At 57.9% G+C, this 23,640-nt stretch carries 20 protein-coding genes; 12 read left to right on the top strand and 8 right to left on the bottom strand.

Features of this window, described 5'->3' with window-relative positions:
* Positions 1-71: 71 nt before the first annotated feature.
* The 8 genes from ABVS15_RS08955 to ABVS15_RS08920 all read right to left on the bottom strand — a co-directional run bounded on the left by ABVS15_RS08955 (position 72) and on the right by ABVS15_RS08920 (position 8,337).
* On the bottom strand, positions 72-827 hold the full coding sequence (locus ABVS15_RS08955; RefSeq protein WP_369283389.1) for an SDR family NAD(P)-dependent oxidoreductase: 756 nt from the start codon (positions 825-827) through the stop codon (positions 72-74).
* A 9-nt stretch (positions 828-836) separates the two neighbouring features.
* Positions 837-2,126 (bottom strand): TRAP transporter large permease, encoded by a 1,290-nt coding sequence (locus ABVS15_RS08950; RefSeq protein WP_369283388.1) that lies wholly within the window; start codon positions 2,124-2,126, stop codon positions 837-839.
* Complete coding sequence (locus ABVS15_RS08945; protein ID WP_369283387.1) at positions 2,119-2,604, bottom strand: TRAP transporter small permease; 486 nt, start codon at positions 2,602-2,604, stop codon at positions 2,119-2,121. Before ABVS15_RS08945 ends, ABVS15_RS08950 begins: the two co-directional genes overlap by 8 nt.
* 63 nt (positions 2,605-2,667) lie before the next feature.
* Positions 2,668-3,741, bottom strand: coding sequence for a TRAP transporter substrate-binding protein (locus ABVS15_RS08940; RefSeq protein WP_369283386.1), 1,074 nt, complete (start codon positions 3,739-3,741; stop codon positions 2,668-2,670).
* A gap of 60 nt (positions 3,742-3,801) precedes the next feature.
* Positions 3,802-5,109: an acetyl-CoA hydrolase/transferase family protein gene (locus tag ABVS15_RS08935; RefSeq protein WP_369283385.1), complete on the bottom strand. Its 1,308-nt coding sequence runs from the start codon at positions 5,107-5,109 to the stop codon at positions 3,802-3,804.
* A 64-nt stretch (positions 5,110-5,173) separates the two neighbouring features.
* Positions 5,174-5,968: an acyl-CoA dehydratase activase gene (locus tag ABVS15_RS08930; RefSeq protein ID WP_369283384.1), complete on the bottom strand. Its 795-nt coding sequence runs from the start codon at positions 5,966-5,968 to the stop codon at positions 5,174-5,176.
* A gap of 15 nt (positions 5,969-5,983) precedes the next feature.
* The gene (locus tag ABVS15_RS08925; protein WP_369283383.1) at positions 5,984-7,108 is read right to left on the bottom strand and encodes a 2-hydroxyacyl-CoA dehydratase subunit D; all 1,125 of its coding nucleotides are present in this window, start codon (positions 7,106-7,108) and stop codon (positions 5,984-5,986) included.
* Positions 7,105-8,337, bottom strand: coding sequence for a 2-hydroxyacyl-CoA dehydratase family protein (locus ABVS15_RS08920; protein ID WP_312280876.1), 1,233 nt, complete (start codon positions 8,335-8,337; stop codon positions 7,105-7,107). Before ABVS15_RS08920 ends, ABVS15_RS08925 begins: the two co-directional genes overlap by 4 nt.
* A 469-nt stretch (positions 8,338-8,806) precedes the next feature.
* On the opposite strand from ABVS15_RS08920, the gene ABVS15_RS08915 reads away from it, so the two are divergent.
* The 12 genes from ABVS15_RS08915 to ABVS15_RS08860 all read left to right on the top strand — a co-directional run bounded on the left by ABVS15_RS08915 (position 8,807) and on the right by ABVS15_RS08860 (position 23,617).
* The gene (locus ABVS15_RS08915; RefSeq protein ID WP_369283382.1) at positions 8,807-9,838 is read left to right on the top strand and encodes a zinc-binding dehydrogenase; all 1,032 of its coding nucleotides are present in this window, start codon (positions 8,807-8,809) and stop codon (positions 9,836-9,838) included.
* 349 nt (positions 9,839-10,187) lie between these two features.
* Complete coding sequence (gene rpsO, locus ABVS15_RS08910) at positions 10,188-10,454, top strand: 30S ribosomal protein S15 (protein WP_369283381.1); 267 nt, start codon at positions 10,188-10,190, stop codon at positions 10,452-10,454.
* Between the two features lie 179 nt (positions 10,455-10,633).
* On the top strand, positions 10,634-12,784 hold the full coding sequence (locus ABVS15_RS08905) for a polyribonucleotide nucleotidyltransferase (protein WP_369283380.1): 2,151 nt from the start codon (positions 10,634-10,636) through the stop codon (positions 12,782-12,784).
* Positions 12,785-12,864: 80 nt separating this feature from the next.
* Positions 12,865-14,244 (top strand): tRNA uridine-5-carboxymethylaminomethyl(34) synthesis GTPase MnmE, encoded by a 1,380-nt coding sequence (gene mnmE, locus ABVS15_RS08900; RefSeq protein WP_369283379.1) that lies wholly within the window; start codon positions 12,865-12,867, stop codon positions 14,242-14,244.
* A gap of 166 nt (positions 14,245-14,410) precedes the next feature.
* Positions 14,411-14,983, top strand: coding sequence for a DUF1836 domain-containing protein (locus ABVS15_RS08895; RefSeq protein WP_369283378.1), 573 nt, complete (start codon positions 14,411-14,413; stop codon positions 14,981-14,983).
* Positions 14,983-15,861 (top strand): DegV family protein, encoded by an 879-nt coding sequence (locus tag ABVS15_RS08890; protein WP_369283377.1) that lies wholly within the window; start codon positions 14,983-14,985, stop codon positions 15,859-15,861. Before ABVS15_RS08895 ends, ABVS15_RS08890 begins: the two co-directional genes overlap by 1 nt.
* An 81-nt stretch (positions 15,862-15,942) precedes the next feature.
* The gene (prmA, locus tag ABVS15_RS08885; protein ID WP_369283376.1) at positions 15,943-16,902 is read left to right on the top strand and encodes a 50S ribosomal protein L11 methyltransferase; all 960 of its coding nucleotides are present in this window, start codon (positions 15,943-15,945) and stop codon (positions 16,900-16,902) included.
* Between the two features lie 9 nt (positions 16,903-16,911).
* The gene (locus ABVS15_RS08880; protein WP_369283375.1) at positions 16,912-17,907 is read left to right on the top strand and encodes a bile acid:sodium symporter family protein; all 996 of its coding nucleotides are present in this window, start codon (positions 16,912-16,914) and stop codon (positions 17,905-17,907) included.
* Positions 17,908-18,110: 203 nt separating this feature from the next.
* Complete coding sequence (locus ABVS15_RS08875; protein ID WP_369283374.1) at positions 18,111-18,359, top strand: hypothetical protein; 249 nt, start codon at positions 18,111-18,113, stop codon at positions 18,357-18,359.
* A gap of 84 nt (positions 18,360-18,443) precedes the next feature.
* A complete protein-coding gene (locus tag ABVS15_RS08870; protein ID WP_369283373.1) occupies positions 18,444-20,171 on the top strand; it encodes a S8 family peptidase in 1,728 nt (575 codons plus the stop codon).
* Positions 20,168-21,874 (top strand): S8 family peptidase, encoded by a 1,707-nt coding sequence (locus ABVS15_RS08865; protein ID WP_369283372.1) that lies wholly within the window; start codon positions 20,168-20,170, stop codon positions 21,872-21,874. Before ABVS15_RS08870 ends, ABVS15_RS08865 begins: the two co-directional genes overlap by 4 nt.
* Positions 21,875-21,910: 36 nt before the next feature.
* Positions 21,911-23,617: a S8 family peptidase gene (locus ABVS15_RS08860; RefSeq protein WP_369283371.1), complete on the top strand. Its 1,707-nt coding sequence runs from the start codon at positions 21,911-21,913 to the stop codon at positions 23,615-23,617.
* Positions 23,618-23,640 lie beyond the last annotated feature (23 nt).

Here is a 23,640-nt window from a genome sequence, read left to right as displayed (position 1 = left end):
CGCGGCGACTGACGCAGCGGCGCCCTCCCGCTGCCGGGGGCGTGGGTCCGCTTTGTCAGCCGCCTAAATCTTTATCTACCCATGAATCCCCCGTCTACGGGGAGCACCACGCCGGAAAGATAATCCGACGCAGGAGAAACCAGAAACAGCAGCGCACCGGTCAGATCCTCCGGTTCTCCCCACCGTCCAGCGGGAATCCGGCTTAATATTTCCTGATTGCGCGCCGGGTTCGCCCGAATCGCCGCGGTATTATCCGTGGCAAGATACCCGGGAGCAATGGCGTTTACCTGAACGCCCCTTGCCGCCCACTCGTTTGACAGCGACTTTGTGAACTGGGCCACGCCTCCCTTGGAGGCGGCGTAGGCCGGCACGTTAAAGCCGCCGAAAAAGCTGAGCATGGAGGCAATGTTGACAATTTTCCCGCCGCCCTGAGCCAGCATCTCCCGGCCGCAAAGCTGGGCCATCTGAAAGGCTGAAATCAGGTTTACGCGAATCAGCTTCTCAAAATCCTCCACGGGAAACTCCTCGCAGGGGTGACGGATCTGGGTTCCGGCGTTGTTGACCAGAATGTCCACCCCGCCCAAAAACGCCTTTGCCTCCTGAAAACAGGCGTCCACGGCTGCGGAATCCTGAAAATCGCCCACAAAGCCCCGGATGCGTTCCGGCTCGCCGATTTTGGCGGCTGCGGAGTGAATGGACGCTCCGCTTCCGGTAATCGCCACCTTTGCTCCGGCGTCATAAAGCGTTTTAGCCAGAGAAAACCCGATGCCCCGGCTGCCGCCGGTAACAATGGCGCGTTTCCCGGCGATGTCAAATACAGCGTTCATGCCAGCGCCTCAGCCCATCATTCCCAGCGCTCTGGGCAGAGCCTCGGTGATGGCGGGAATATAAGTAATAATCAGCAGCGCGGCAATCATCACAAAGATAAATGGTACGATGGCTTTACACAAGTCCGTAAATTTCATCTTGGTCATGCCGGAGGCCACGAACAGGTTCACGCCCACGGGAGGAGTGATAAAGCCGATGGCCATGTTGGTAACCATGATCAGGCCGAAGTGAATAATGCCGACGCCGAATTCCTTTGCCACGGGATACAGAATGGGCGAAAGAATCAGAATGGCGGGCGTGGTGTCCATAATCATGCCAACCACCAACAGCACCGCGTTAATCAGCAGCAGAATTACAAACTTGTTGTCGGTCAGGGAGGTCATGCCGGTCATGATCGCCTCGGGAATGCGCTCCAGCGCCAAGACCTTCCCCAGCACGGTGCCGGTGCCTACCATGATCAAAACCGTACCCACCGTTTCGGCAGAGCCAACCAGAGAGTTATAGATTTTGCTCCAGTTCAGCTCCTTGTAAATCAGCGCGCCGGCAACCAGACCGTAGACGCAGGCAACAACAGCCGCCTCGGTCGGGGTGAAAAAGCCGCCGTAAATACCGCCCAGAATGATGACGGGAACCAGCAGCGCCCAGATGGCGTCCACTGCGGCCCGACCCAGGCGACGGAAAGAAAAGCTCTGGCCGGAGCCCTTGTAGCCGCGCTTTCTGGAAATATAGATGCTCAGAATGCACAGGCCGCCGCCTAAAACCAGCGCGGGGCCGAAGCCGCCCATAAACAGTGTGCCTACGGACGCGCCGGTGGAAACACCGTAGAGCACCATGGGGATGCTGGGGGGCACAATCACGCCCAGGCAGCCGGACGCGGCGATCAGCGCCACGGAGAAGGGCTTGTCATAGCCGTGATTTACCATGGCGGGCACCATCACCGCGCCGATGGCGGCCACTGTGGCCGGACCGGAGCCGGAAATCGCGCCGAAGAACATGCAGGTGATAACCGTAACCACGGCGAAGCCGCCGGTGATATGCCCCACGGCCGCCGAGCCAAGGTCGGCAAGCCGCTTGGACAGGCCGCCGCCCTCCATCAGTCCGCCCGCCAGGATGAAGAACGGGATGGCCATCAGGGGGAAGGAGTCCACCGCTGTAAACATATTGGTTGCAAGATAGGACAGGGACTGTGAACTGCAGGTGGTCAGATAGATGACCAGAGACATACCGGCGGAAACGCCGATGGGCACCTTCAACGCCAGAAAAATGGCAAAGGAGCCAAATAAAATCAGATTAGTCATGGCTCCCAAGAGCCTCCTTTCTCTCGTGGAAACGCGCAATGGTGTCCTGAATCAGGCGGATAAACATCAGTGCGCTGCCGATCAGAACGGAGCTGTACGGAATCGCCATGGACAGCCGGACAGCCGGGGAAAGCTGCGTGACGACGCGCTGGATCACGGGAATGCTGTAATAGGTGAGAATCGCAGCGAAAATCATAAAAACCACGTTGGAAAAGATGTTCAGCGCAAATTTTCCGGAGTCCTTCAAAAAGATTTCCAGAATTTCCACACTGATGTGCTTGCGCTTGCGGATTGCGGAGGCAGCGCCCAGATAGATCATCCAAATAAACATATACCGGCCCAGCTCCTCCGTCCAGGACAGAGGCCAGCCAAATACACGGAACACGATCTGCATAAAGATCATCAGAGTCATCACGCCAAGAAGAATTGCCAGAAGCACTTCTTCCAAATGCTTGTCAAGAAATGACACTATTTTCATATTCGTACCTTTCTCCACGGTGCGGGCAGGGCGGCAGGACCGTCCTGCCCGCATCCATATGCTTTAATTCGCCGCGTTGACCTCGTCCGCCTTCGCCATAACGGTTTCCAGCGTTACGGTGGGATTGTAGTTCTTAGTGAAGAAGTCATAGGTGCCGGCGGCAGCTTCCTTGAATGCATTGCGCTGCTCGTCGGTCAGGAAGGTGATCTCGCAGCCGCCGTCCTGGATGGTCTTGATGTACTCCTGCTCCTTGTCGATGGACTGCTGACGGTTGGTTTCCACCGCGGCCTTTGCAGCCTCGTCAATCACCTCCTGCAAATCCGTGGGCAGGCTCTGATAGAACTCATCGTTGATGCTGAAGCAGGTGATGTCAAAGGTGTGGCTCAGGTCGGTCATGTACTTCTGCACCTCGTAGAAGGCATTGGTAGCAGTGATGGCATAGGGGTTATCCTGACCGTCCACGGTGCCCTGCTGCAAAGCGGTATACAGCTCGGCAAAGGACATGGGCATGGGGTTGGCGCCCATCTGGGTGAACATGTCGATGTACAGGGGGGACTCCATCACGCGGATTTTCAGGCCCTTCATGTCGGCGGGGCTGACGATGGGGCGCTTGCTGTTGGTAATCTGGCGGATGCCGTTTTCAAAATAGCCCACGATGCGGATGCCCGTCTGGGTTCTGATGGCCTCGGAAAGCTGGGTGCCCACTTCGCTGTCATAAAAAGCATAGGCAGCCTCACGGTTTTTGAACAGGAAGGGCAGGCCCACGCTCATCAGCTCCTCGGTAAAGCTGGCGTACATGGACTGGCTGGTTTCACACATCTGCATGTCGCCTGCCTGAACGGCCTCCACCAGTTCGCGGCTGCCGCCCAGCGTGTTGTTGTCATAGACCTCAACCTGGAGCTGCCCGCCGGAGAGCTCCTCGGCAACTTCCTTGAACTTGAACATGCCCTGAGAAATGGGGTGCTCGTCGGGAACAGTTCCGCCCACCGTGATCTTATAGACGGTCTTGTCTGTGCCGGAGGCAGCGGCGCCGCCGGAAGCTGCGCCAGACGTGGAGCCACCGCCGCCGCAGGCGGCCAAAGCCATTACCATGGTTGCTGCCAGCGCCAAAGAGATAAACTTCTTTACCTTATTCATTGTCGTTCCTCCTAAAAATTTGTGTTATATCGTTCAGGGACTTTCCCCAAGGCCGTAAGCTCAGATGCCGGACTTCTGATAAAGCTCGTAAAAATCACGCTCGAGATCCTCCCGGAACTGGGGCGCTGCAATTTGGATGAGCGCCTTGGCCCGGTCCCGCAGGCATTTTCCGAACAGCTCTGCCACGCCATACTCCGTGACCACATAGAAAATGTCGTTGCGGGGGGTTGCAATGGGGGTACCTGCCTGCATCCGCGCCACAATGCGGGATACGGTTCCTTTTTTGGCGGTGGCAGGCAGGGCAATGATGGGCTTTCCGTTTTTGGACAGGGCCGCGCCGCGAATGAAGTCCAACTGGCCGCCGATGCCGGAGAACAGGGTCATGCCCATGGAGTCGGCAGCTACCTGACCGGTGAGATCCACCTCAATGGCGGAGTTGATGGCCACCATGTTGTCGTTCTGGGAAATGACGCCCACATGGTTGGTGTAGTCCACGGGATGGAGCTGAATCATGTCGTTGCCATCGGCAAAGTCATACAGCTTCCGGGTTCCCTGAATGAAAGTGGAGATAATTTTGCCTTTATTAATGCTCTTGCGGGCGCCGTTGATCACGCCGGCCTCAATCAGGGGCAGCAGGTTGTCGGAGAAAACCTCCGTGTGGATGCCGAGGTCCTTCTTGTCAAACAGGCACTTGAGAATCGCGTTGGGAATCTTGCCCTGCCCCATCTGGAGAGTAGCGCCGTCCTCAATCAGTCCGGCGATGTTGGCGCCGATTTTGTCCACAACGGGGTCGCTGCTGTCGATCAGGGGAAGCTCATAGAGGGGTGTGTCCGCTTCCACAAAGTAGTCCAGCTCTGTCACATGCACCTTTGTCTCGCCGCAGGTGCGGGGCATGTTGCGGTTAACCTGCACAATTTTCAGCTTGGCAGACTCCACGCAGGAGCGGGCAAAATCCACGGACAGGCCGAAGCTGCAATAGCCCTCGTCGTCGGGGGGAGTCACCTGACCCAGATACACGTCGCAGGGCACCACGCCGGAGCGCACCGCCCGGGGCTGGAGGGAAAACGCCATGGGGGTGAACTCTCCCCGGCCGCTCTGGATGCACTCGCGGTTTTTCGCACCCAGAAACACCGAGCAATCCTTGAAGCTTTCGGCGTACTCAGGCTGGGCATACCTGGCGGCGCCGATGTTTAGCCCCTGCCAGATGCGCACGTCCTTCAGCTCTCCGTTGCGCTTCAGCAGCGCATCGAACAGGTATTCCGGCTCCGAGGCCGCATGAGAAGGAATCACAAAATCTCCCGACTTAATGTGGGAAACGGCTTCCTCCGCACTGACAACCCTTTGCTTGTAATAGTCTCTCCAATCCATGCTTGCTTGTTCCTCTCATTTTATATTTGACGGCCAGCCGCAGGCAGTTCCCGCGGGGCATTCATCACGCTGTTTCCACGGGATTCGCCTTGCGGTAAAACTCTCTGGCCAGCAGCGCCGCGCCAATCGCACCCACCGCCTGACAGTCGGGCGCAGGCGTAACATCGCAGCCCAGCTCCTCGCCCAGAATCCGCACCATGGTGGCGTTCAGGGCCACGCCGCCGCTCATGGCCACCTCGGGTTCCATGCCCACGCGGCCGCACAGTCCCGCCACCCGCTTCGCAACGGCCCGCAGCGCACCGCAGGCCACGTCGTTGGGATGGGCTCCCTGCGAGAGCTGGGAGATAACCTCGCTTTCGGCAAACACCGTGCACACACTGCTGATGGCAACATCCTCTGTGGCCTGTGCGGCCAGCACCGCCAGCTCCCCGATGGAGCAGCCCAGCACCCGGGCCATCACCTCTAAGAACCGGCCGGTTCCGGCGGCGCATTTTTCGTTCATCACAAAGTTGCGGACGGTTCCGTCTTCGTCCAGCCGGATAACCTTGGAGTCCTGCCCGCCGATGTCCACCACCGTGCGCACCTGAGGCATGAGAAAGTGCATTCCCCGGGCGTGGCAGGTAATCTCGGTGATCTGCCGGTCCGCGTCCTTATAAAGCAGCCGTCCATACCCCGTGACCACCGTGTAGCGCACATCCGCTCTGGTAATCCCGGCCTCTGCGTAGAGATTTTCCAAGGCCTCGTAAACCCCCTTGGTCCCTGTGCCGAGATTGACGATTTTCGTGCCGAGGATTTTCTTCCCGTCGTCCAGCAGCGCCGCCTTGGAAGAGGATGAGCCAATATCGATTCCTAAGTACATCCCAGCCCCCTCTCCTTAAAGCAGCATTTCCGCAAGGCTTTGAATCCGGGTGCCGATCTGACCGAAGCTGTCCATCTGCTGCTCCACCTCCAGATACAACAGGGGAATTCCCGCCGCCTCCAGCTCCGCCTTGTAAATGGGGTAGTCAAACTCGTCCGGGTCGCAGAATTTCATTTGCAGGGTAATCACCGCGTCCGCCTTGTTTTCCTTTACCAAATCAATCAGCTTCTGTCCCCGGGTCTTCTCCGGTTCGTACAGGAATGGACAGCCCTTCTGGTCCGCAATGCGCCAGACCATTTTGGAAAGAGCGTCTCCCTCCGCCCGAGCGGGCACGCGGAACTGGCGGCTTTCCTGCGCCAGATCATCAGCCACAATGGCCACGTCATTTTCCCGCAGGCTGTCCAGCACGCCCAGCGGCTCTCCAACAAGCCCCGTGGCCACGGCCCGCACCGCGCACGTTTCCTCCGGCAGCTCCGCCAGAAGCCGGGTCAGCTGAATCATTTCCCGGGTGTGCTCCGCCTTATCCATGAAGCTTCCGGCCTTGATAATCAGATGCCGGGCCTTGGCATGAACGGTTTGGGGATGGGTGGATGCAACCTTTGTAAAGGCGCGCATAGCCTCCCGCCAGGCTTCATACACCGCGAAGGCCGCTTCCAGCTCTGCGTCGGAAACGCTTTGGCCCGCCAAATCCTCCAGCTCCCGGCGTACCCGGGAAAATTCCTCCCGGAGATATTCCTCGCCGGCGGGCAGCGTCCGATTCTGGGGATAGACCACAGGAATAATGGGCACCTGCGGCACGGCCACCTTCCAGTTTTCACAGATGCATTTGAGGGTGTCGCACACGGTGGGCAGCATTACGGCCCGGAGCCGATTATACGTGCCCCGCATCCCATATTCAATGTCCGCTCGCATAATTGAGCAGCAAAAGCCCTGCAAATACCGGTCCGCCAGCTTGATTTCGGTGCTCCCGCCCCAGATGCCCACAGGGAGAAACCCAGCGGCATAGGCCAACTCCTCCGGCGCGTACAGGTAGAAGCCCACCGCTTCCTTCCCGGCCTGCTTGCAGGATTCCGCCACGGTGCGGTCCGGGTGCAGGGCTTTTTCACACAGAGCGTCGATGATTGACTGCACGCTGCTCATTTCAAGTCACCTCTCTGCTTCTTAATCTTGTTTTTTTCCATCATTTCAACCAACGCCTGAATCCGCGTCTCATACTGGGCCTGAGAGAACACGCGGGGGTCGGTCTGGTCCCCGTCAAACACCACGGAGGGCACGCCGGTGGCGTCCTCAATCCGCCGCTGCACCTCGTACTGGCGGAAATCCATCAGCTTGCAGCTTCGGTTGGAATGGTATACAATGCCGTCCAGATCGAAATCCCGCACCAGCTTGATGACATTTCCGGTGCCGTAGTCCAGATTGCGGTTGGCATAGTTGGCGCTGTAAGCCCGGGCCATGCCGTCCAGATCGTTTTTCTCGTACACGATGGTCCAGGATTCGGGATACGTGCTGGTCACCATGTTGATTCCGTATTTTTTCAGGGTTTTATAGGTGACGGAGAGGTGGGGCCAGCAGGCAATTCCATCCCACATGATGCGGTACTTCTCCTCCCCTTCCTTCCACGGACCGATGCCCAGACGCACCTTTTCGGCCATCTCGTCATGCCAGAGCTTGAACAAATCTCGGGTGGATTCCTTGCCCCGGGCGCACACGATCATGGCCATATAGTTGAACATGTCAAAGCCGTTGAGGGGCGAGGGATGGTTGCGGCCCAAATCTGTGGCCCGCCGCCACCAAAGTGCCGCGTCGGACGACACCTTCATGACCTCTCCGAACTTGTCGTAATCAAATTTCTTCCCGGTGATTTCCACCAGCTGCGCGATGGCGTGCTCAATCTGCCCGCGCATATAGCGGATGCTGTGCTCCGGAATGTCAAAGGTGTGGTTGAAGGGCATATCAAACATCACCAGCGGGATGTGCAGCAGCTTGGCCAGATTTTCATACCATTTTAATGCGGTGTTGCAGATATTGCTGCAGCAGAAAATCAGGTCGGGCATGGGAATGTTTTCCGCCTCCGAAAACTGAATATCGGTATAGCCGATGTTCACCCGGGCATAGGAGCAGATGTCCGCGGAATAGCCCTTTCCCTCCGCGTTGGCAATAAACTGCGGCGCATCCTTCCGCGCGCCAATGGCGGCAGCGTGGTTTTCGGGATACACAACGTCGATATCCAACGTCTCAAGCAGCTCCTGCGGACAGATAGACGTGGCCCACGCCACCAGTTTTCCTTCCTTTTTGGCCTGCATAGCCCCCGCGTAATGTTCCTCCTGCAGCTTCGCCAATAGCTGCTTTGACGTTAACGCGCTTTCCATGTTGACACTTCCTTATACAAAGATTTGCGGTTGGACTTCGCGAAAACAACCGCGTTTGCTTCCCGCATAGAAACAAGCAAACAGCGCGCCAAAAACATCACCCGGTTTTCACGAAGTTTTTTTCATTTTGTTGTGCAGTGTGCCAGATAATGTTGCGCTTTTTTAACTCCAGATGTAAAACAGCATCACCCGATGCGCCCCCACCTCAAATGCCCCCCTTTCGTGCACCGTTTTTTCGTGACCGTTCCTCCGTTCGTTCCTTTCCGCCATACGGTCAGCCCTTTACGAGCCGCTTTTTCCCGTTTATTTCTATAATTAAGGTTGGAACTGTAAACTTTTCTCAAATATTTCTATAAACGCTTGTCAAAAGCTAAATTCCCCGGTTAAATGGCATGAAATTTGCTGAAAAGTTTCATAGTGATTGCGACTTTATATCCGGCGACTATTCTAAAAAAAGGGGTACCTGTTTATGAAAGCGAATTTGTACGAGGGCAACCATTCCTTTGCCCTGCATGATTACGAGCCCGCTCCCCCCAAGGCCCATGAGGTACAGGTGGACGTGGCCTACTGCGGCATCTGCGGATCGGACCTGCATGTTTACCACGGCGACTATGACTATCGGTTCAAATCTCTTCCCCGTGCCATCGGCCACGAGTGCGCCGGTATTGTGGCCGCGGTGGGCGAGGACGTCACCGGGTGGAAAGTGGGCGACCGGGTGGCGGTCTGCCCTCTGGACTACTGCGAAGACTGCGTTGTGTGCAAGGAGGGGGACAACAACTGCTGTGCCAACCTCAACTTCATGGGACTGGATTCTTGGGGCGCCATGTGCAATCGCTGGACGGTCCACGAGCGCACGCTCCACCGCCTGCCCGAGGGCATCAGTCTGCTCCACGGCGCGCTGGTGGAGCCGCTGGCCGTGTGCTTCCACGCACTGGAGCGCTCCCAGTCCAAGGGCGGGGATTATGCCGTGGTCATTGGCAGCGGCCCCATCGGACTGATGACAGCGCTGGTGGCCCGGTATCTGGGGCTTCAGGTAGTAATTTCGGAAGTAAATCCCATCCGCATTGAAAAAGCCCGGCAGCTTGGGTTCACGGTGGTAAACCCCAAGGAGACGGACCTGCGCCAGTACGTTTTTGAAGCCACGGACGGTGTGGGCGCCGACGCGGTGTTTGAGGTTTCCGGCACGCAGGCGGGACTGGACACCATGGTGGAGCTGATTCACCCCCATTCCCGTGTGGTGCTGGTCGCGGCCTATCCCAAGCCCATGCAGCTCCAGCTTCAGCGGCTGTTCATGAAAGAGGTCAACCTGATTATCACCCGCAACTACAACCACAAGGACTTCGACGCCGCCATTGAAATGATGGAGGCCGCCCCCATTAATTTTGATGAGCTGATTACCAAGGTCCTTCCTTTGGATCAGGTGCAGCAGGGCATGGAGCTGTGCGGCTCCCCCACGGGTGATGTGGTGAAGGTCATGGTGGACTGCCGGAGCCATCTGTAAGCTCACGGCCGGAGCCGAGCGTCCTTTCTCCTGTTACATTTTTTAAAAAAGCTCCCTAGCGCCCCGGAAAGTCGAAATCACGGCTTTTCGGGGCTTTTTTTCTTGCTGCATCAATTTTTTAGCGGGACGGGAATCAACAGAAACGGAAACGGCAGTCAAAATGTTTGAATTTCGGCATTTTTGGGGAAAAATGATTGACAGAAATATGAAAAGAATCTTTACAACCGGGAATCCTTATGATATAGTAAAAAAGCACGCAAACCTGCGGCGCCCCAGCGCTTCGTTTCGTGGCTTTCACCGGCCCGATGCGCAGTCCTGCGGGTAATTTTCAAAAAAGGTGGAAACAATTATGATGCGCAAAGAAGAAAAGACAGCGATTATCGACGCAAACCGCACCCATGCCACGGACACCGGCTCTCCCGAGGTTCAGGTCGCCATTCTGACCGAGCGGATTAACACCCTCACTCAGCACATGAAGGCGAACCCCCAGGACAAGCACTCCAACCGTGGCCTCATTATGATGGTCGGCAAGCGCCGCAGCCTGCTGGACTACCTCATGAAGAAGGACATCGAGCGCTACCGCGCCCTGATTGCAAAGCTCGGCATTCGTAAGTAAGATGAAGCGTGGGCGGTGTAGTTTGTCTGCACCGCCCCCTTTTCATAGATTTTGCGCCGCCGAAAGCGCCTTTAGCAGTTGAAAATGCACCCCCGGAAAAACCCTGCGAGGTTGTGTTTTCAAGTGCTAAATGGCCGGCATGACGCAAAAAATTTAATGTTCCAAAAGGAGAAAGCAACATGTCAACCATTATTACCAAGCGTCAATACCCCGGCTACCGTAAGTATGAGATGGATCTGGCGGGCCGTCCCCTCACAATGGAGGTGGGCAAGCTGGCGGAGCTGGCCAACGCCGCCGTCATGGTGGGCTATGGCGACACCCGCGTGCTGTGCTGCGTCACCGCCGCCGCCCGTCCCCGGGACGGAATCGATTTCTTCCCCCTGAGCGTGGACTTTGAGGAGAAACTGTACTCCGTGGGCCGCATTCCCGGCTCCTTCAACCGGCGCGAAGGCCGCCCCGGCGAAAAGGGCGTTTTGACCTCCCGGGTCATTGACCGGCCTATCCGCCCCCTGTTCCCCCACGATTTCCGCAACGACGTGTCCGTGATGTGCACGGTCATGAGCGTGGACCGGGACTGCTCTCCCGAAATTGCCGCCCTCATCGGCACCTCCGCCGCCCTCGCCATCTCCGACATTCCGTGGAACGGCCCTGTGTCCGCGCTGAAAGTCGGTCTTGTGGACGGAAAGCTGGTGTTCAACCCCAACGCCGAGGATCACAAGGTTTCCGATCTGGACGTGACCGTGGTTTCCACCGGCAAAAAGGTGGTCATGATTGAGGCCGGTGCCAACGAGGTCAGCAATGACACCATGTACGAGGCCATCCGCATGGCCCACGAGGAGAATCAGAAGCAGATTGCCCTGATTAACCAGATGGTCAGCGAAATCGGCAAGGCCAAGTTTGAGTATCCTCACGCCGACTTCAATCAGGAGCTGTTTGACAAAATTGTGGCTGCCACCATGGACGACGCCAAGGCCGCCATGGACACCGACGATAAAAATATCCGGGAGAGCCGCTGGAACCAGCTCATTGAGAAGTGGCACGGCCTGTTCCTGGAGGAATACCCCAACATGGACCAATATCTGGACGAGATCACTTATAAGTTCCAGAAGAAGATCGTCAAGGCCTGGCTGCTGGAAGGCCACCGGGTTGACGGCCGCAAGAGCAACGAAATCCGCGCGCTGGACGCAGAAGTGGGCATTCTTCCCCGGGTCCACGGCTCCGGCCTCTTCACCCGCGGCCAGACGCAGGTCCTTTCCGCCTGCACGCTGGACACCCTCTCCGCCAACCAGAAGCTGGACACCATCTGGGAAGAGACGGAGAAGCGCTATATGCATCACTATAACTTCCCGGGCTACTCCGTGGGTGAGTCCAAGCCCGCCCGCAGTCCCGGCCGCCGGGAAATCGGCCACGGCGCGCTTGCCGAGCGGGCGCTGGTGCCCGTGCTCCCCTCCGTGGAGGAATTCCCCTATGCCATCCGCGTGGTGAGTGAAGTGGTTTCTTCCAACGGCTCCACCTCTCAGGGCTCCATCTGCGGCTCTACTCTGGCGCTGATGGACGCGGGCGTGCCCATCAAGGCCCCTGTGGCGGGCATCTCCTGCGGCCTGATTCAGGACGACAACGGCGGCTTCACCACCTTTATCGACATTCAGGGCGTGGAGGATTTCCACGGCGAGATGGACTTTAAGGTGGCAGGCACCAAGAAGGGCATCACCGCCATCCAGATGGATTTGAAGAACGACGGCCTGACCATGGAAATCATCAAAAACGCACTGGAAATCACCGGCGACGCGCGCATCGAAATTCTGGACCAGGTCATGCTGCCCTGCATCGCCGCTCCCCGGTCCGAGGTTTCCCGCTACGCCCCTAAGATGATCACCATGCACATCGATCCGGACCGCATCCGCGAGGTCATTGGCAAGGGCGGCTCCGTGATTCAGAAAATCGTCGCCGACACCGGCGCGAAAATTGACATCAACGACGACGGCTCCATTTTCATTGCCGCCGCGGATGCCACCTCCGGCGAGGCCGCCAGAAAGTGCATCAACGACATCGTGTTTGTTCCCGAGGTCGGCAAGCTGTATTACGGCCGCGTGGTGCGTCTGATGACCTTCGGCGCATTCATCGAGATTGCCCCCGGCAAGGACGGCCTGTGCCACATCTCCAAGCTGGCGGACCGCCGCATCGAGAAGGTGGAAGACGCCTGCAAGGTGGGTGACATGATGTGGGTCAAGTTCATGGAAATTGACGAGAAGGGCCGCTGGAACCTCTCCCACAGAGATGCCATGAAGGAAATTGAGGAGAAGAAGGCCAAGGGCGAGCCCATTCAGTAATTCTCTTTCACTTTTGAAATACGGGGCGGAGCAGTCGCTCCGCCCCGTCGCTTTTGTGCGCTGCACGGAAAGGAGCCGCCATGGATACCATTGCCGCCATCGCCACAGGGAAAGCCCCCGTAGCCATCGGCGTAATCCGCATTTCCGGTCCGGAGACGGACACGGTGGTGAGTCGGGTGTTTCACCCGGACTGCCAAAAGGATTTTTCAGCGCTGGAGCCCCGCAGGTTTTATATGGGCCAAATGCTGGATGCAACGAGCCGCGTGCTGGATGGCGGCATGGCCGTCCGCTTTCCCTCTCCCGCCAGCTACACCGGCGAGGACAGCGCGGAGCTTCACTGCCACGGCTCCCCCGTGGCGATGAGCGAGCTTTTGCTGGCCCTGTTTGCCGCGGGTGCGCGGCAGGCCCGGCCCGGAGAATTTACCCAGCGGGCTTTTTTAAACGGGAAGCTGGATTTGACGCAGGCAGAGGCCGTCATTGACCTTATTGAAGCGGAAAGCCCCGCCGCCGCCCGAAACGCCGCCATGCAGGTAAATGGGGTGCTGGGCCGCAGCCTGTCCGCCATTTATGAAAGCCTGACGGCCATTGCCTCCCAATTTTACGCCGTGGTGGACTATCCCGACGAGGACATTGAGGACCTGAATGTGGAGCAGCTGACGGCCACGCTGCGGGAAGCGGAGCAACTTCTCGGCCGCCTGCTTGCCACATGGAGTCGGGGCCGTCTTTTGAAATCCGGCGTTCGCACCGCCATTATCGGACGGCCCAACGCGGGAAAATCTTCCCTGCTGAACGCGTTGGCGGGCTTTGACCGGTGCCTTGTCACCGACGTGCCGGGAACGACGCGGGACACGGTGGAGGAGTCCGTCCTCTGCGGCGGCGCGCTGCTGCGGCTGATCGACACCGCCGGTATCCGGGAGACGGAAGACTTGGTGGAACGACTGGGCGTGGAGCGGTCCAAGTCTGCCGTGGAAGGAGCCGATCTGGTCCTCGCCGTGCTGGACGGGACTGCGGAATTTACGGAGGAGGACGGTGCGATTTTGGAGCTGGCAAGCCGCTGCCCCCACTGGCTTTTGATCCTTACCAAACAGGATTTGCAAAGCGGCGGCGCAGAGGTTTTAAACCTTCCCGGGGAGTTTCCAATTCCGCCGGAGGGAATCATTTCCCTCAGCTCCGTCACAGGGCAGGGGCTGGACGCGCTGGAATCCGCTGTTGCCACGCTCTTCCCCGACGGGACGGAAGCCGCCGGGCTGCTTTTGACCGACCCCCGACAGGCAGACGCCGTGGGCCGGGCTCGAGCCGCTCTTTGCCGGGGGCTGGACGCGCTGCGCGCCGGGCTGACCCCGGACGTGGTGCTGGCCGACACGGAGGAGGCCATGGGCGCAATTGGGGAACTGACTGGCCGCACCGCCAAAGAGGACATCGTATCCGCCATCTTCTCCCGATTCTGCGTCGGCAAGTGACAAAGCAGCCTTTTTAAAAGCCTTGGCAAGGCAGGCGCGGCCGGAGGGTCCGCGCCTGTTTTACCGACACTATCTGATATTCATTCCCGCAAAATACGATTTACAAAACCAGATAATTGTGGTATCCTCTCTGTAAATGAAGCCCATTTTGAGAGGGGGACACATAATGGAAGATCAGACGCACTTACAGGCGCGTTTGCGAGAGCAGCGCCCGGTGGATTGGGACCAGCTTCCCGACTTTTCCCTGTATATGGATCAGGTACTCAGCTATATGGACCGGCAGGTTCTGCGCTTTGACGGGGACGACGGACTGACCGCCGCCATGGTGAACAACTACACCAAGGCCGGGCTGCTGCCCCGCGCCGATGGGAAGAAATACAGCCGGGAGCATCTGGCATATCTTACGGTGATCTGTGTGCTCAAGCAGGTCTTTTCCTCCAAGGACATGGGCCTTTTGCTGGATCAGGAGCTGAAAGACTCCGGCAGCGTGGAGGCAGGCTACCGCACCTTCTGCCGCAGTCTGGATTCCTCGATGGCGCTTACCGCCGGTCAGATGGACCAGCACCAGGACCCGGAAAAGCTGGCGGACTCGGCCATTCATTTCGCTCTTTTAAGCTATGCCGCCGGGGCGGCCAGCCGCCGGTATGTGACGCTGCTGCGCCACCGCCGGGGCGAGATGGAGGAGAAGCCGGTTCGTGAGAAGCGGAGCCGGCAGAAGAAAGAGGAGGATGCGGAATAATGCGCGACTTTGTAATTTTGACCGACAGCAGCTGCGACCTGTCCGCCGATATGGCGGCAGAGCTGGAGCTGGAGGTTCTTCCCCTGAGCTTTCATATCGGCGAGCAGGAATATCACAACTATCTGGACGGGCGGGAACTTGGCTTTTTGGAGTTTTTTGAAAAACTCCGTGGAGGAGAGACAGGCACTACCTCCGCCATCAACGTGGGCGCTTTCGAGGCAAAAATGCGGGAGATTCTCTCTCAGGGAAAGGACATTTTGTGCCTGAGCTTTTCCTCGGGCCTGTCCACCACCCATCAGTCCGCCGCTATTGCGGCGGATGACCTGCGGCCAGAGTTTCCGGAGGCCAAAATTTACGTGGTGGACTCTTTGTGCGCCTCAATGGGGCAGGGACTGTTTGTTTGGCTCTGCGCCGGGCTGAAGAAGGCCGGGAAAACCATCGACGAGATTCTGGCCTATGCAGAGGAAGCAAAATACCATGTGTGCCATTGGTTCACAGTGGACGATTTGAACCACCTGAAACGGGGTGGCCGCATCAGCGCCACCACCGCCCTGTTCGGCACGATGCTGTCCATCAAGCCCGTGATGCACATGGACAACGAGGGGCATCTCATCCCCGTCAGCAAGGCCCGGGGCCGCAGGGCTTCTTTGATGACACTGGTGGACGAAATGGAGCGTCTTTCCATAAATCCAGCCCAGCAGACAATCTTTATCAGCCACGGAGACTGCTATGACGACGCAAAGCTGGTGGCCGACGAGATCACCCGCCGTTTTGGCACCCCCAGCGAAAATATCCATATCAATTACGTAGGCCCCGTCATCGGCAGCCACACGGGCTGCGGCGTGGTGGCGCTATTCTTTCTTGGTACAGAGCGCTGAGTGGCGAGGGGCCAACAGGCCCCGAGATCAACGAATGAAAATACGGTCCGACGGGGCCGATGAAACGGGAGGCGCAGCCTGATGAACTGGCTGGAGGTCCATATAGATACAAACCACGAGGGTCTGGATGCAACGGAGGCGTTTCTCTCGGGCCTTGGCATCGACGGGGTGGTCATTGACGACGAGACGGAGTTTCACACATTTCTGGAGGAAAACCGGCAGAGCTGGGATTACGTAGACGAGGATCTCTTGAAAAAAGAGTCCGGCGCATCCCGCATCACCTTTTACTTAGAGGAAAACGAAGCCGGCTTTGCCCGGCTGGGAGAGGTTCGCATCGCTCTGGAGGAATTCAGGCACACCCATTCCAATTGCGGAACGCTTTTGATGACGCTGGAATCCCTGAAGGAAGAGGATTGGGCCTATGGCTGGCAGAAGTACTACAAGCCCTTGGCCATCGGGAATCGCCTGCTGGTGATTCCCCAGTGGGAACAGGATACCGTAAGCCCCGGTGACCGGGTTCCGCTCATTCTGGACCCGGGCCTTGCCTTCGGCACCGGGAGCCACGCCACCACTCGGCTGTGCCTTGAGGCCTTGGAGCAGGCGGTAAAGCCCGGTGATACCGTGCTGGATTTGGGCTGCGGCAGCGGCATTCTCTCCATCGCGGCGCTGAAGCTGGGAGCGGCTTCCGCCACGGCGGTGGACATTGACGAAAACTGCATCAACGTGGCCTATGAAAACGCGGCGCTCAACGGCGTGGGCCGGGACCGGTATACTGTTCTCTCCGGCGACGTGCTGGGAGACGAGGGCCTTGTTTCCTCCCTTGGCGGCGATTATGACATTGTGACGGCCAACATTGTGGCAGATGTGATTTTGGGCCTTGCGCCCATGGTCCGGCGTTTTTTAAAGCCCCGGGGCCTGTTCTTGTGCTCCGGGATTATCGACGACCGGGCCACGGAGGTGGCGGACGGGCTGCGCCGCTGCGGCTGGGCCATTCTGGAATCCCACGAGGAAGACGGCTGGTTCGCCTTCGTCTGTCGCTGAGGGGGATGCATGGAAAAACTGCAAAAGCTTGACCGGTTTCTTTCGGATAAGATTCTCTGGTTTACCCTCGCCTCCCTGCTGCTGGGCATCTTTTTCTGCGAATCCTTTACCGTGTTGGTCCCCATCACGCCCTTTCTCTTTGCGGTGATGACCTTCATCAACACGCTGGGATGCAGCTTCCGCCAAATCGGGCACGTGGTCACAAATCCCATCCCCGTGTTGGTGATACTGGTGCTGGTCCACGTGGTGATGCCCGTTCTGTGCCTGGGGTTCTGCACCCCGCTGTTTTCAGATAACCCGCTGTTTACCACCGGGTTGGTTTTGAACTTTGTGCTGCCCTCCGGCGTTGTTTCTCTCATGTGGGTCACCTTGGGCCGGGGAAATTTGCCCCTCTGCCTGTCCACTCTCCTGCTGGACACGCTGCTCTCTCCCCTTATGGTTCCACTGAGCATGAAGCTGCTGATGGGTTCCACGGTGGTGATGGACGCCGCGGGAATGATGAAAAATCTCCTGTTTATGGTGGCACTGCCCGCCTTTCTCGCTTTGCTCTTCCACTGCGTCCGCAGCGGCGGGCCTGCGGAGGACTGGCGGCCGCGGCTGTCCCCCTTTGCAAAGCTGCTGATGTTTCTCATCATCATCTCCAACGCCACGGGTGTGGCTCCGTTTTTAAAATCCGTCACGCCCACCCTGCTGGTGGTCATTGTCGTGTTGGTGGGACTGTCCGTCTTCTCCTACTTTTTGGGCTGGTTTGTATCGCATCGGCTGATGCATCTCGATTTTCCCTCTGTTCAGACCGTCACCATCGTTACAGGTGTTCGGAACATCAGCGCCGGCGCGGTGCTGGCGGCCCAGTGCTTTCCTCCGGACGTGCTGTTCCCCGTTGCCTTTGCCCCAATTTTTACCCAGATTATGCTGGCCCTGGTGGTGAAGTTTTTGCGCAAAACCAAGGCCGGGCAGGAGGATCAGGCAGACTGGGAAGCAAAATCGACGCCTGTGCCCCATTAACGTTTTTCAAAACATAAAAAATCCCCCAAAGCAGCCTGTCTGCTTTGGGGGATTTTTTATGTTTTTACGGACACGCCGCAAGCAAAATCCCCTCATATGCGCGGCACCTCTTTCATACGCTGGGAATATCATAAATCAAGCGGGCGAAGGTTGACGCGCGCTTTGCGTCAACGCCCCGGCGTCGGATATGAGGAGGATGCGGTATGCGAAAAATGCCGACGACAAGACCACCCAGCATGGTCCCGACCTACTGCCGGATTCTGCGGGGTACCGGCCCCGCTTCCATTCGCCAGCACGTGGGCTATCTTGTCTATATATGGACCGTCTACGGTGACGGCTTTTGGATGTACCCCACGGAGGTACGCGGGGGAATCCTGTTCGGCTACATATGGAAATCAGCTCATTATGAATATTCCCAGCTGCGCGTCTCGCTGGTAGACTGCCTTTATTGACGCGCCCCCCGCGCCCCGGACAGTGCGCGGGGGTTGGGCGGCTTTTTTCCAAAGTAGGTAAAAATCCATGCAAGGAGGGATTCTATGCCCCCACAGACGGTGCGCCTGGAAAAGCTGACCCGGTTTGAATCTAATGAATTTACCGAAAACGGCCTGCTGGAGGTCATCGTCAAATACAACGGAGATCTTTTAAGTATCGGCGTACTGCTTGGCGCCGATATTGAACTGCTCAGCCCAGATTACGCAATCATCACCCTGCCGATAGACCGGCTGACGGAGCTTTACGAATTTCCGCAGATTGAGTACATTGAGCTGCCCAAGGTCCTCACTTTTATGCTGCGGAACAGCTTGGACAGTGCCTGCGTCCCCCCCGTCTGGCGGACCGACACCTTCGGGTTGACGGGTGCGGGCGTCATCGTGGGCATTATCGACTCCGGCATTGATTATACCCATCCCGACTTTCGGAATCCCGACGGAAGCACCCGCATTCTCTATCTCTGGGACCAGGCCTCGGTAGGGCCTCCCCCGGCGGGCTTTCGCAGCGGCGCGGAATACAGCAGTATTCAAATTGACGAGGCTTTGGCAAGCCCGAATCCCCGTGCCGTCGTTCCCTCGGTGGATGTTGCGGGCCATGGGACGGCGGTGGCGGGCATTGCAGCCGGAAACGGGGCCGCCAGCAACGGCGTGGAAGCAGGCGTGGCCCCGGAGGCAAGCCTGATTGTTGTAAAGCTGGGGCACACAGGAAACGAGTCCTTTACTCGCACCACGGAAATTATGCGGGCGGTGAAATACCTCTCCGACAAAGCCCTGTCGTTGAACATGCCCCTGAGCATCAATCTCAGCTATGGCACCAACAACGGCTCCCATACAGGAGATTCCTTGTTTGAGCGGTACATAAACTCCATGTGCGAGCGCTGGAAGACAGTCATGTCCGTGGCCACTGGAAACGAGGGCGGCGCGTCCCACCACTACCACGGAAAGCTTTCAGCCAACGAGACTTCCACCATAGAATTTGCCGTCACGGGTCTTCCCCGCCGGCTTTACATGACCCTGTGGAAAAACTTTGCGGACACCGTTACCTATGAGCTGATCAGCCCCAGCGGAAGGTCCACGGGAATTATCCATTCTCTGCAAAGCGTCACCCGTGCGACGCTGGACGGTACGGAGCTGTCCGTGATTTACGCCCAGCCCAACCATTACACTGTCCAGCAGGAGGTCTATTTTCTCTTTTCCACGCTGGGAACGGGGGTGTCCCCCGGGGTGTGGAGATTGATTGCCCGGGCGGGGGAAATTGTGGACGGAGAATTCAACATCTGGCTGCCCACCGTGGAGGATGTGACCCGAAACACCGCCTTTCTCCGGGCCGACGTGAATCTTACGCTGACCCTGCCCTCCACTGTGCAGAATGTAATTTCCGTGGGGGGATACAATGCCCCGCTGCGCATTGCCACGGTATTTTCCGGGCGGGGTGCCTTGGGTGAAAACGGGCTGCGCATCAAGCCCGACCTGGTTGCGCCCAGCGTCAGCATTCTCACCACCCGGGCCGGCGGCGGCTACGACTCCTATACCGGCACCAGCATGGCCTCCCCCTTTGTGACGGGGGCAGCGGCCCTGATGATGGAGTGGGGCATTGTGCGGGGAAACGACCCGTTTTTATATGGCCAGCGGGTCAAAGCATTTTTACGCAAAAGTGCCAACCGGCAGTTTTCAGCCGTGTTTCCCAGCAACCAGTGGGGCTACGGTGCATTAAGCGTTTGCGAAGCCATGGGCGATTTGGTGGAATATACAAGGACGGGGGGCGCTTTTTCATGAACGAGACGGAGTCCGCCCAAGAGCTCTTCAACTCCCCCGACAGGGTGGCATTTGTTCTGCGGAAAAACGCGTTTATCGACCAGCTTATTCAAAACACCCCCGCTATCCATATCACGCAGCTTCTGGCCGGAAGGTATCTGGTCTGCTATACGGACACCGAAACTTTTAACAGCCTGATCAGCCAGTTCGGCTCCAGCTTTATCAGCTATATTTCTTTGGTGCTGGGCCTTCTTGACAGCGCAAACCTGTCGGCGGCGGGCATCATTCAGGTTCACCAGCAGCCTTATCTTGATTTGCGGGGGCAGGGCGTGCTGATGGGCTTTGTGGACACCGGCATCGATTATACCCAAAGCGTTTTTCGCTATCCCGACGGCACCAGCAAAATTCAATATCTCTACGATCAGACGGTAGACGGACCGCCCCCCGAAGGGTTTTTTGTCGGCACGGAGTACACGAACGAGCAAATCAACGAGGCTCTGCGCACCGCAAACCCCTATGAACTGGTCCCTCAGCAGGACGAGAGCGGCCACGGCACGTTTTTGGCCTCCGTGGCGGCAGGGGCCGAGTCCGGGGACTTTATCGGGGCCGCACCGGAATCCGAGCTGATTGTGGTAAAGCTGCGCAAGGCAAGCCCCTTTTACCTCAACTGGTTTGCCGTGCCGTCGTGGCAGCAATATGCTTATGAGTCCACCTCCGTCATGATCGGCGTGGAATACATTGTGAAAAAGGCCCGGGAACTGGACCGTCCGGTGGTCATTTGCATCGGTCTTGGCACCACCTTCGGCGCCCACGACGGCTTTACCATTTTCGAGGAATACCTCAGCAACATTGCAAACCTCCGCGGCGTATGCGTGTGCACCGCCGCAGGAAACGAGAGTCAGGCCCGCCACCATATGCAGGGTACCATCGCAGAAAAAGGCGCCACCCGAAACATCGATTTAAAAGTGGGCGAGGACGCGGGCAACGTCATCCTCGGCATTTGGAACACTATTGCAGACAAAATTTCTCTCTCTGTCCGCTCCCCCACGGGGGAGCTGGTGGGACGGATTCCCTCCCGCCCCGGGGCCTTCAGCCGATCTAATCTGATTCTGGAGAAATCCGCGGTTCAGGTGGAATATTACTTTCCCTACGAGAGTACGGGAAGCCAGCTTTCCTCCGTCAACATTTATAATGCCACACCGGGCATCTGGACCATCACGCTTTACGGAGACATTATTCTTGACGGTACATTCCACGCCTGGCTGCCCCTCACCGGCTTTGTCTCCCCCACGGTGGAGCTTTTGTCCGCCACGCCCTATTATACCGTCACCTGCCCATCCACCATGTTTGGCTCCATCAGCTGCGGCGCATACAACAGCACCACCGGCAGCCTTTATTCCGACTCCTCCTGGGGCCCCACCCGGCTGGACCGGATGGCCCCGGACATTGTGGCTCCGGGGGTAAACGTGGGAGGGATTTTTCCCACGGGACCCGGCGCCATGAGCGGGACCAGCGTGGCCTCGGCCATCACGGCGGGAGCCTGCGCACTGATGATGCAGTGGGGCATTGTGGAGCGAAATGACATATCCCTGAGCACCTATCAGATTCGGGCCTATTTAATCCGCGGATGCAACCGCAGCCCAACCATGACCTATCCCAATACCCAGTGGGGCTACGGTTCCCTGAATCTGATTCAAACCTTTAACCTTATGCGGGAGCTGTGACACTCCTGCCATCACGCTTTGAAAGGAGGCCGTGCAATGGCGGTCAATCCGTCTATGCAGCAATTTCTTGATTCGCCTGACACGGTGGGCTTTGTAGTGCGGGGCACCGACGACCTGGACCGCCTGATCGCGGAAAACCCGGATATTATCGCCACCCAAACCCTGGCGGGGCGGTATGTGGTGTGCTACACCACCGTGGAAGCATATCCCCGGCTGCTGACTACGCTGGGCGCCGGCTATATCAGCTCCATCGCGGTAATTCTGGGTCCTTTATGCGGACCGGGCCTGAAGGAATCGGGAATTTGCTCCATCCGGCAGCAGCCCTATATGAGCCTACACGGCGAGGGCGTGCTGATGGGCTTTGTAGATACAGGCATCGACTACACACAAAGCGTATTTCGTCGGGAGGACGGAAGCAGCAAAATTCATTTTCTCTATGACCAGTCCATTACCAGCACACCGCCAAAGGGGTTTTTTATCGGCACGGAATACACAAACGAGCAGATCAACCACGCTCTGGCGTCGGAAAATCCCTATGAAATCGTCCCCTCCCGTGACACCGCAGGCCACGGCACGTTTTTGGCCTCCGTGGCGGCGGGACAGCATCAAGAGGACTTTACCGGCGTGGCCCCGGAGACAGAGCTGATTGTGGTAAAGCTAAAAAAAGCCCGGCCATTTGGACTGGAGCTATTTGCCGTACCGAAGGAACAGGAAAACGCGTTTTCCTCCATTGCCGTGATGATCGGGGTGGAGTACATCGTGCAAAAGGCCCACGAGCTGAAGCGCCCGGTGGTGATTTGCCTTGGCATCGGCACCAACTTTGCCAGCCACGACGGCTTTTCCATCTTTGAGGAATATTTGAGTGGAATCGCAGCGCTGGCGGGCGTATGCGTGTGCGCCGCCGCCGGAAACGAAAGTCAGGCCCGTGGCCATACGAAGGGCATCGTCACGTCCAAGGGCGACTTCCGGAATATTGATATAAAAGTGGTGGAACCGGAGTCAAATTTCTTGATCTCCGTCTGGAGCGCCTTTTCCGACAAGCTGTCCGTCTCCGTTACCTCCCCCACCGGGGAATACGTGCCCAGAAAGCCGCCCAAGGACGGCGTTGTTCTCACTTTAAACGCGGTGATGGAGCGCTCTCAGGTACGGGTGGCCAGCTATTATCCGCTGGAGGGCAGCGGGGGCCAGCTAACCTCCGTCCGAGTTTTAAACGCCTCACCGGGAGTCTGGACCGTCACCATGCATGGAGACATCATTCTGGACGGGACCTTTAACGCGTGGCTCCCCATCACGGGCTTTGTCACCCCCGGCGTTGAGTTTTTGGATGCGGACCCATATTACACGATTACCGTGCCCTCCACCGCCATGGGCGCCATCGGCTGCGGAGCCTATAACAGCATGACCGGCACCTTATACCCCAACTCCTCATGGGGGCCCACCCGGCATGAGCAGGTGACCCCGGACCTTACCGCTCCCGGTGTAAATATCGAAGGCTTCTATCCCACGGGGCGCGGCGTGATGAGCGGCACCAGCGCAGCCGCTGCCATTACCGCCGGGGCATGTGCACTGCTGATGCAGTGGGGCGTGGTGGAGGGCAACGAGCCCACCATGAGCACCTGTCCTATCCGCGCCTATCTCATCCGGGGCTGCGACCGCACCCAGACCCTGTCCTATCCCAACCCCCAATGGGGCTACGGAACGCTGAACCTGCTGCAATCCTTCCAGCTTATGCGGGAAATGTAGAGTAATATCGCACCCACGATTGG

This window comes from Oscillibacter sp. GMB15532, assembly GCF_041020825.1.
Taxonomy (GTDB): Bacteria; Bacillota; Clostridia; order Oscillospirales; family Oscillospiraceae; genus Oscillibacter.
The sequence above is the reverse complement of the archived record's forward strand: the minus strand, read 5'-3'. Positions and strand labels throughout refer to the sequence as shown.

Bases quoted from the DNA above. Each gene is read 5' to 3' on its own strand.
- ABVS15_RS08880 (WP_369283375.1), top strand. From the start codon at position 16,912: ATGGAAAAACTGCAAAAGCTTGACCGGTTTCTTTCGGATAAGATTCTC.
- prmA (WP_369283376.1), top strand. From the start codon at position 15,943: ATGAACTGGCTGGAGGTCCATATAGATACAAACCACGAGGGTCTGGAT.
- ABVS15_RS08875 (WP_369283374.1), top strand. From the start codon at position 18,111: ATGCGAAAAATGCCGACGACAAGACCACCCAGCATGGTCCCGACCTAC.
- ABVS15_RS08930 (WP_369283384.1), bottom strand. From the start codon at position 5,968: ATGTACTTAGGAATCGATATTGGCTCATCCTCTTCCAAGGCGGCGCTG.
- ABVS15_RS08915 (WP_369283382.1), top strand. From the start codon at position 8,807: ATGAAAGCGAATTTGTACGAGGGCAACCATTCCTTTGCCCTGCATGAT.
- ABVS15_RS08925 (WP_369283383.1), bottom strand. From the start codon at position 7,108: ATGAGCAGCGTGCAGTCAATCATCGACGCTCTGTGTGAAAAAGCCCTG.
- ABVS15_RS08865 (WP_369283372.1), top strand. From the start codon at position 20,168: ATGAACGAGACGGAGTCCGCCCAAGAGCTCTTCAACTCCCCCGACAGG.
- ABVS15_RS08905 (WP_369283380.1), top strand. From the start codon at position 10,634: ATGTCAACCATTATTACCAAGCGTCAATACCCCGGCTACCGTAAGTAT.
- ABVS15_RS08895 (WP_369283378.1), top strand. From the start codon at position 14,411: ATGGAAGATCAGACGCACTTACAGGCGCGTTTGCGAGAGCAGCGCCCG.
- ABVS15_RS08920 (WP_312280876.1), bottom strand. From the start codon at position 8,337: ATGGAAAGCGCGTTAACGTCAAAGCAGCTATTGGCGAAGCTGCAGGAG.
- ABVS15_RS08935 (WP_369283385.1), bottom strand. From the start codon at position 5,109: ATGGATTGGAGAGACTATTACAAGCAAAGGGTTGTCAGTGCGGAGGAA.
- ABVS15_RS08870 (WP_369283373.1), top strand. From the start codon at position 18,444: ATGCCCCCACAGACGGTGCGCCTGGAAAAGCTGACCCGGTTTGAATCT.
- ABVS15_RS08860 (WP_369283371.1), top strand. From the start codon at position 21,911: ATGGCGGTCAATCCGTCTATGCAGCAATTTCTTGATTCGCCTGACACG.
- rpsO (WP_369283381.1), top strand. From the start codon at position 10,188: ATGATGCGCAAAGAAGAAAAGACAGCGATTATCGACGCAAACCGCACC.
- ABVS15_RS08945 (WP_369283387.1), bottom strand. From the start codon at position 2,604: ATGAAAATAGTGTCATTTCTTGACAAGCATTTGGAAGAAGTGCTTCTG.
- ABVS15_RS08940 (WP_369283386.1), bottom strand. From the start codon at position 3,741: ATGAATAAGGTAAAGAAGTTTATCTCTTTGGCGCTGGCAGCAACCATG.
- ABVS15_RS08955 (WP_369283389.1), bottom strand. From the start codon at position 827: ATGAACGCTGTATTTGACATCGCCGGGAAACGCGCCATTGTTACCGGC.
- ABVS15_RS08890 (WP_369283377.1), top strand. From the start codon at position 14,983: ATGCGCGACTTTGTAATTTTGACCGACAGCAGCTGCGACCTGTCCGCC.
- ABVS15_RS08950 (WP_369283388.1), bottom strand. From the start codon at position 2,126: ATGACTAATCTGATTTTATTTGGCTCCTTTGCCATTTTTCTGGCGTTG.
- mnmE (WP_369283379.1), top strand. From the start codon at position 12,865: ATGGATACCATTGCCGCCATCGCCACAGGGAAAGCCCCCGTAGCCATC.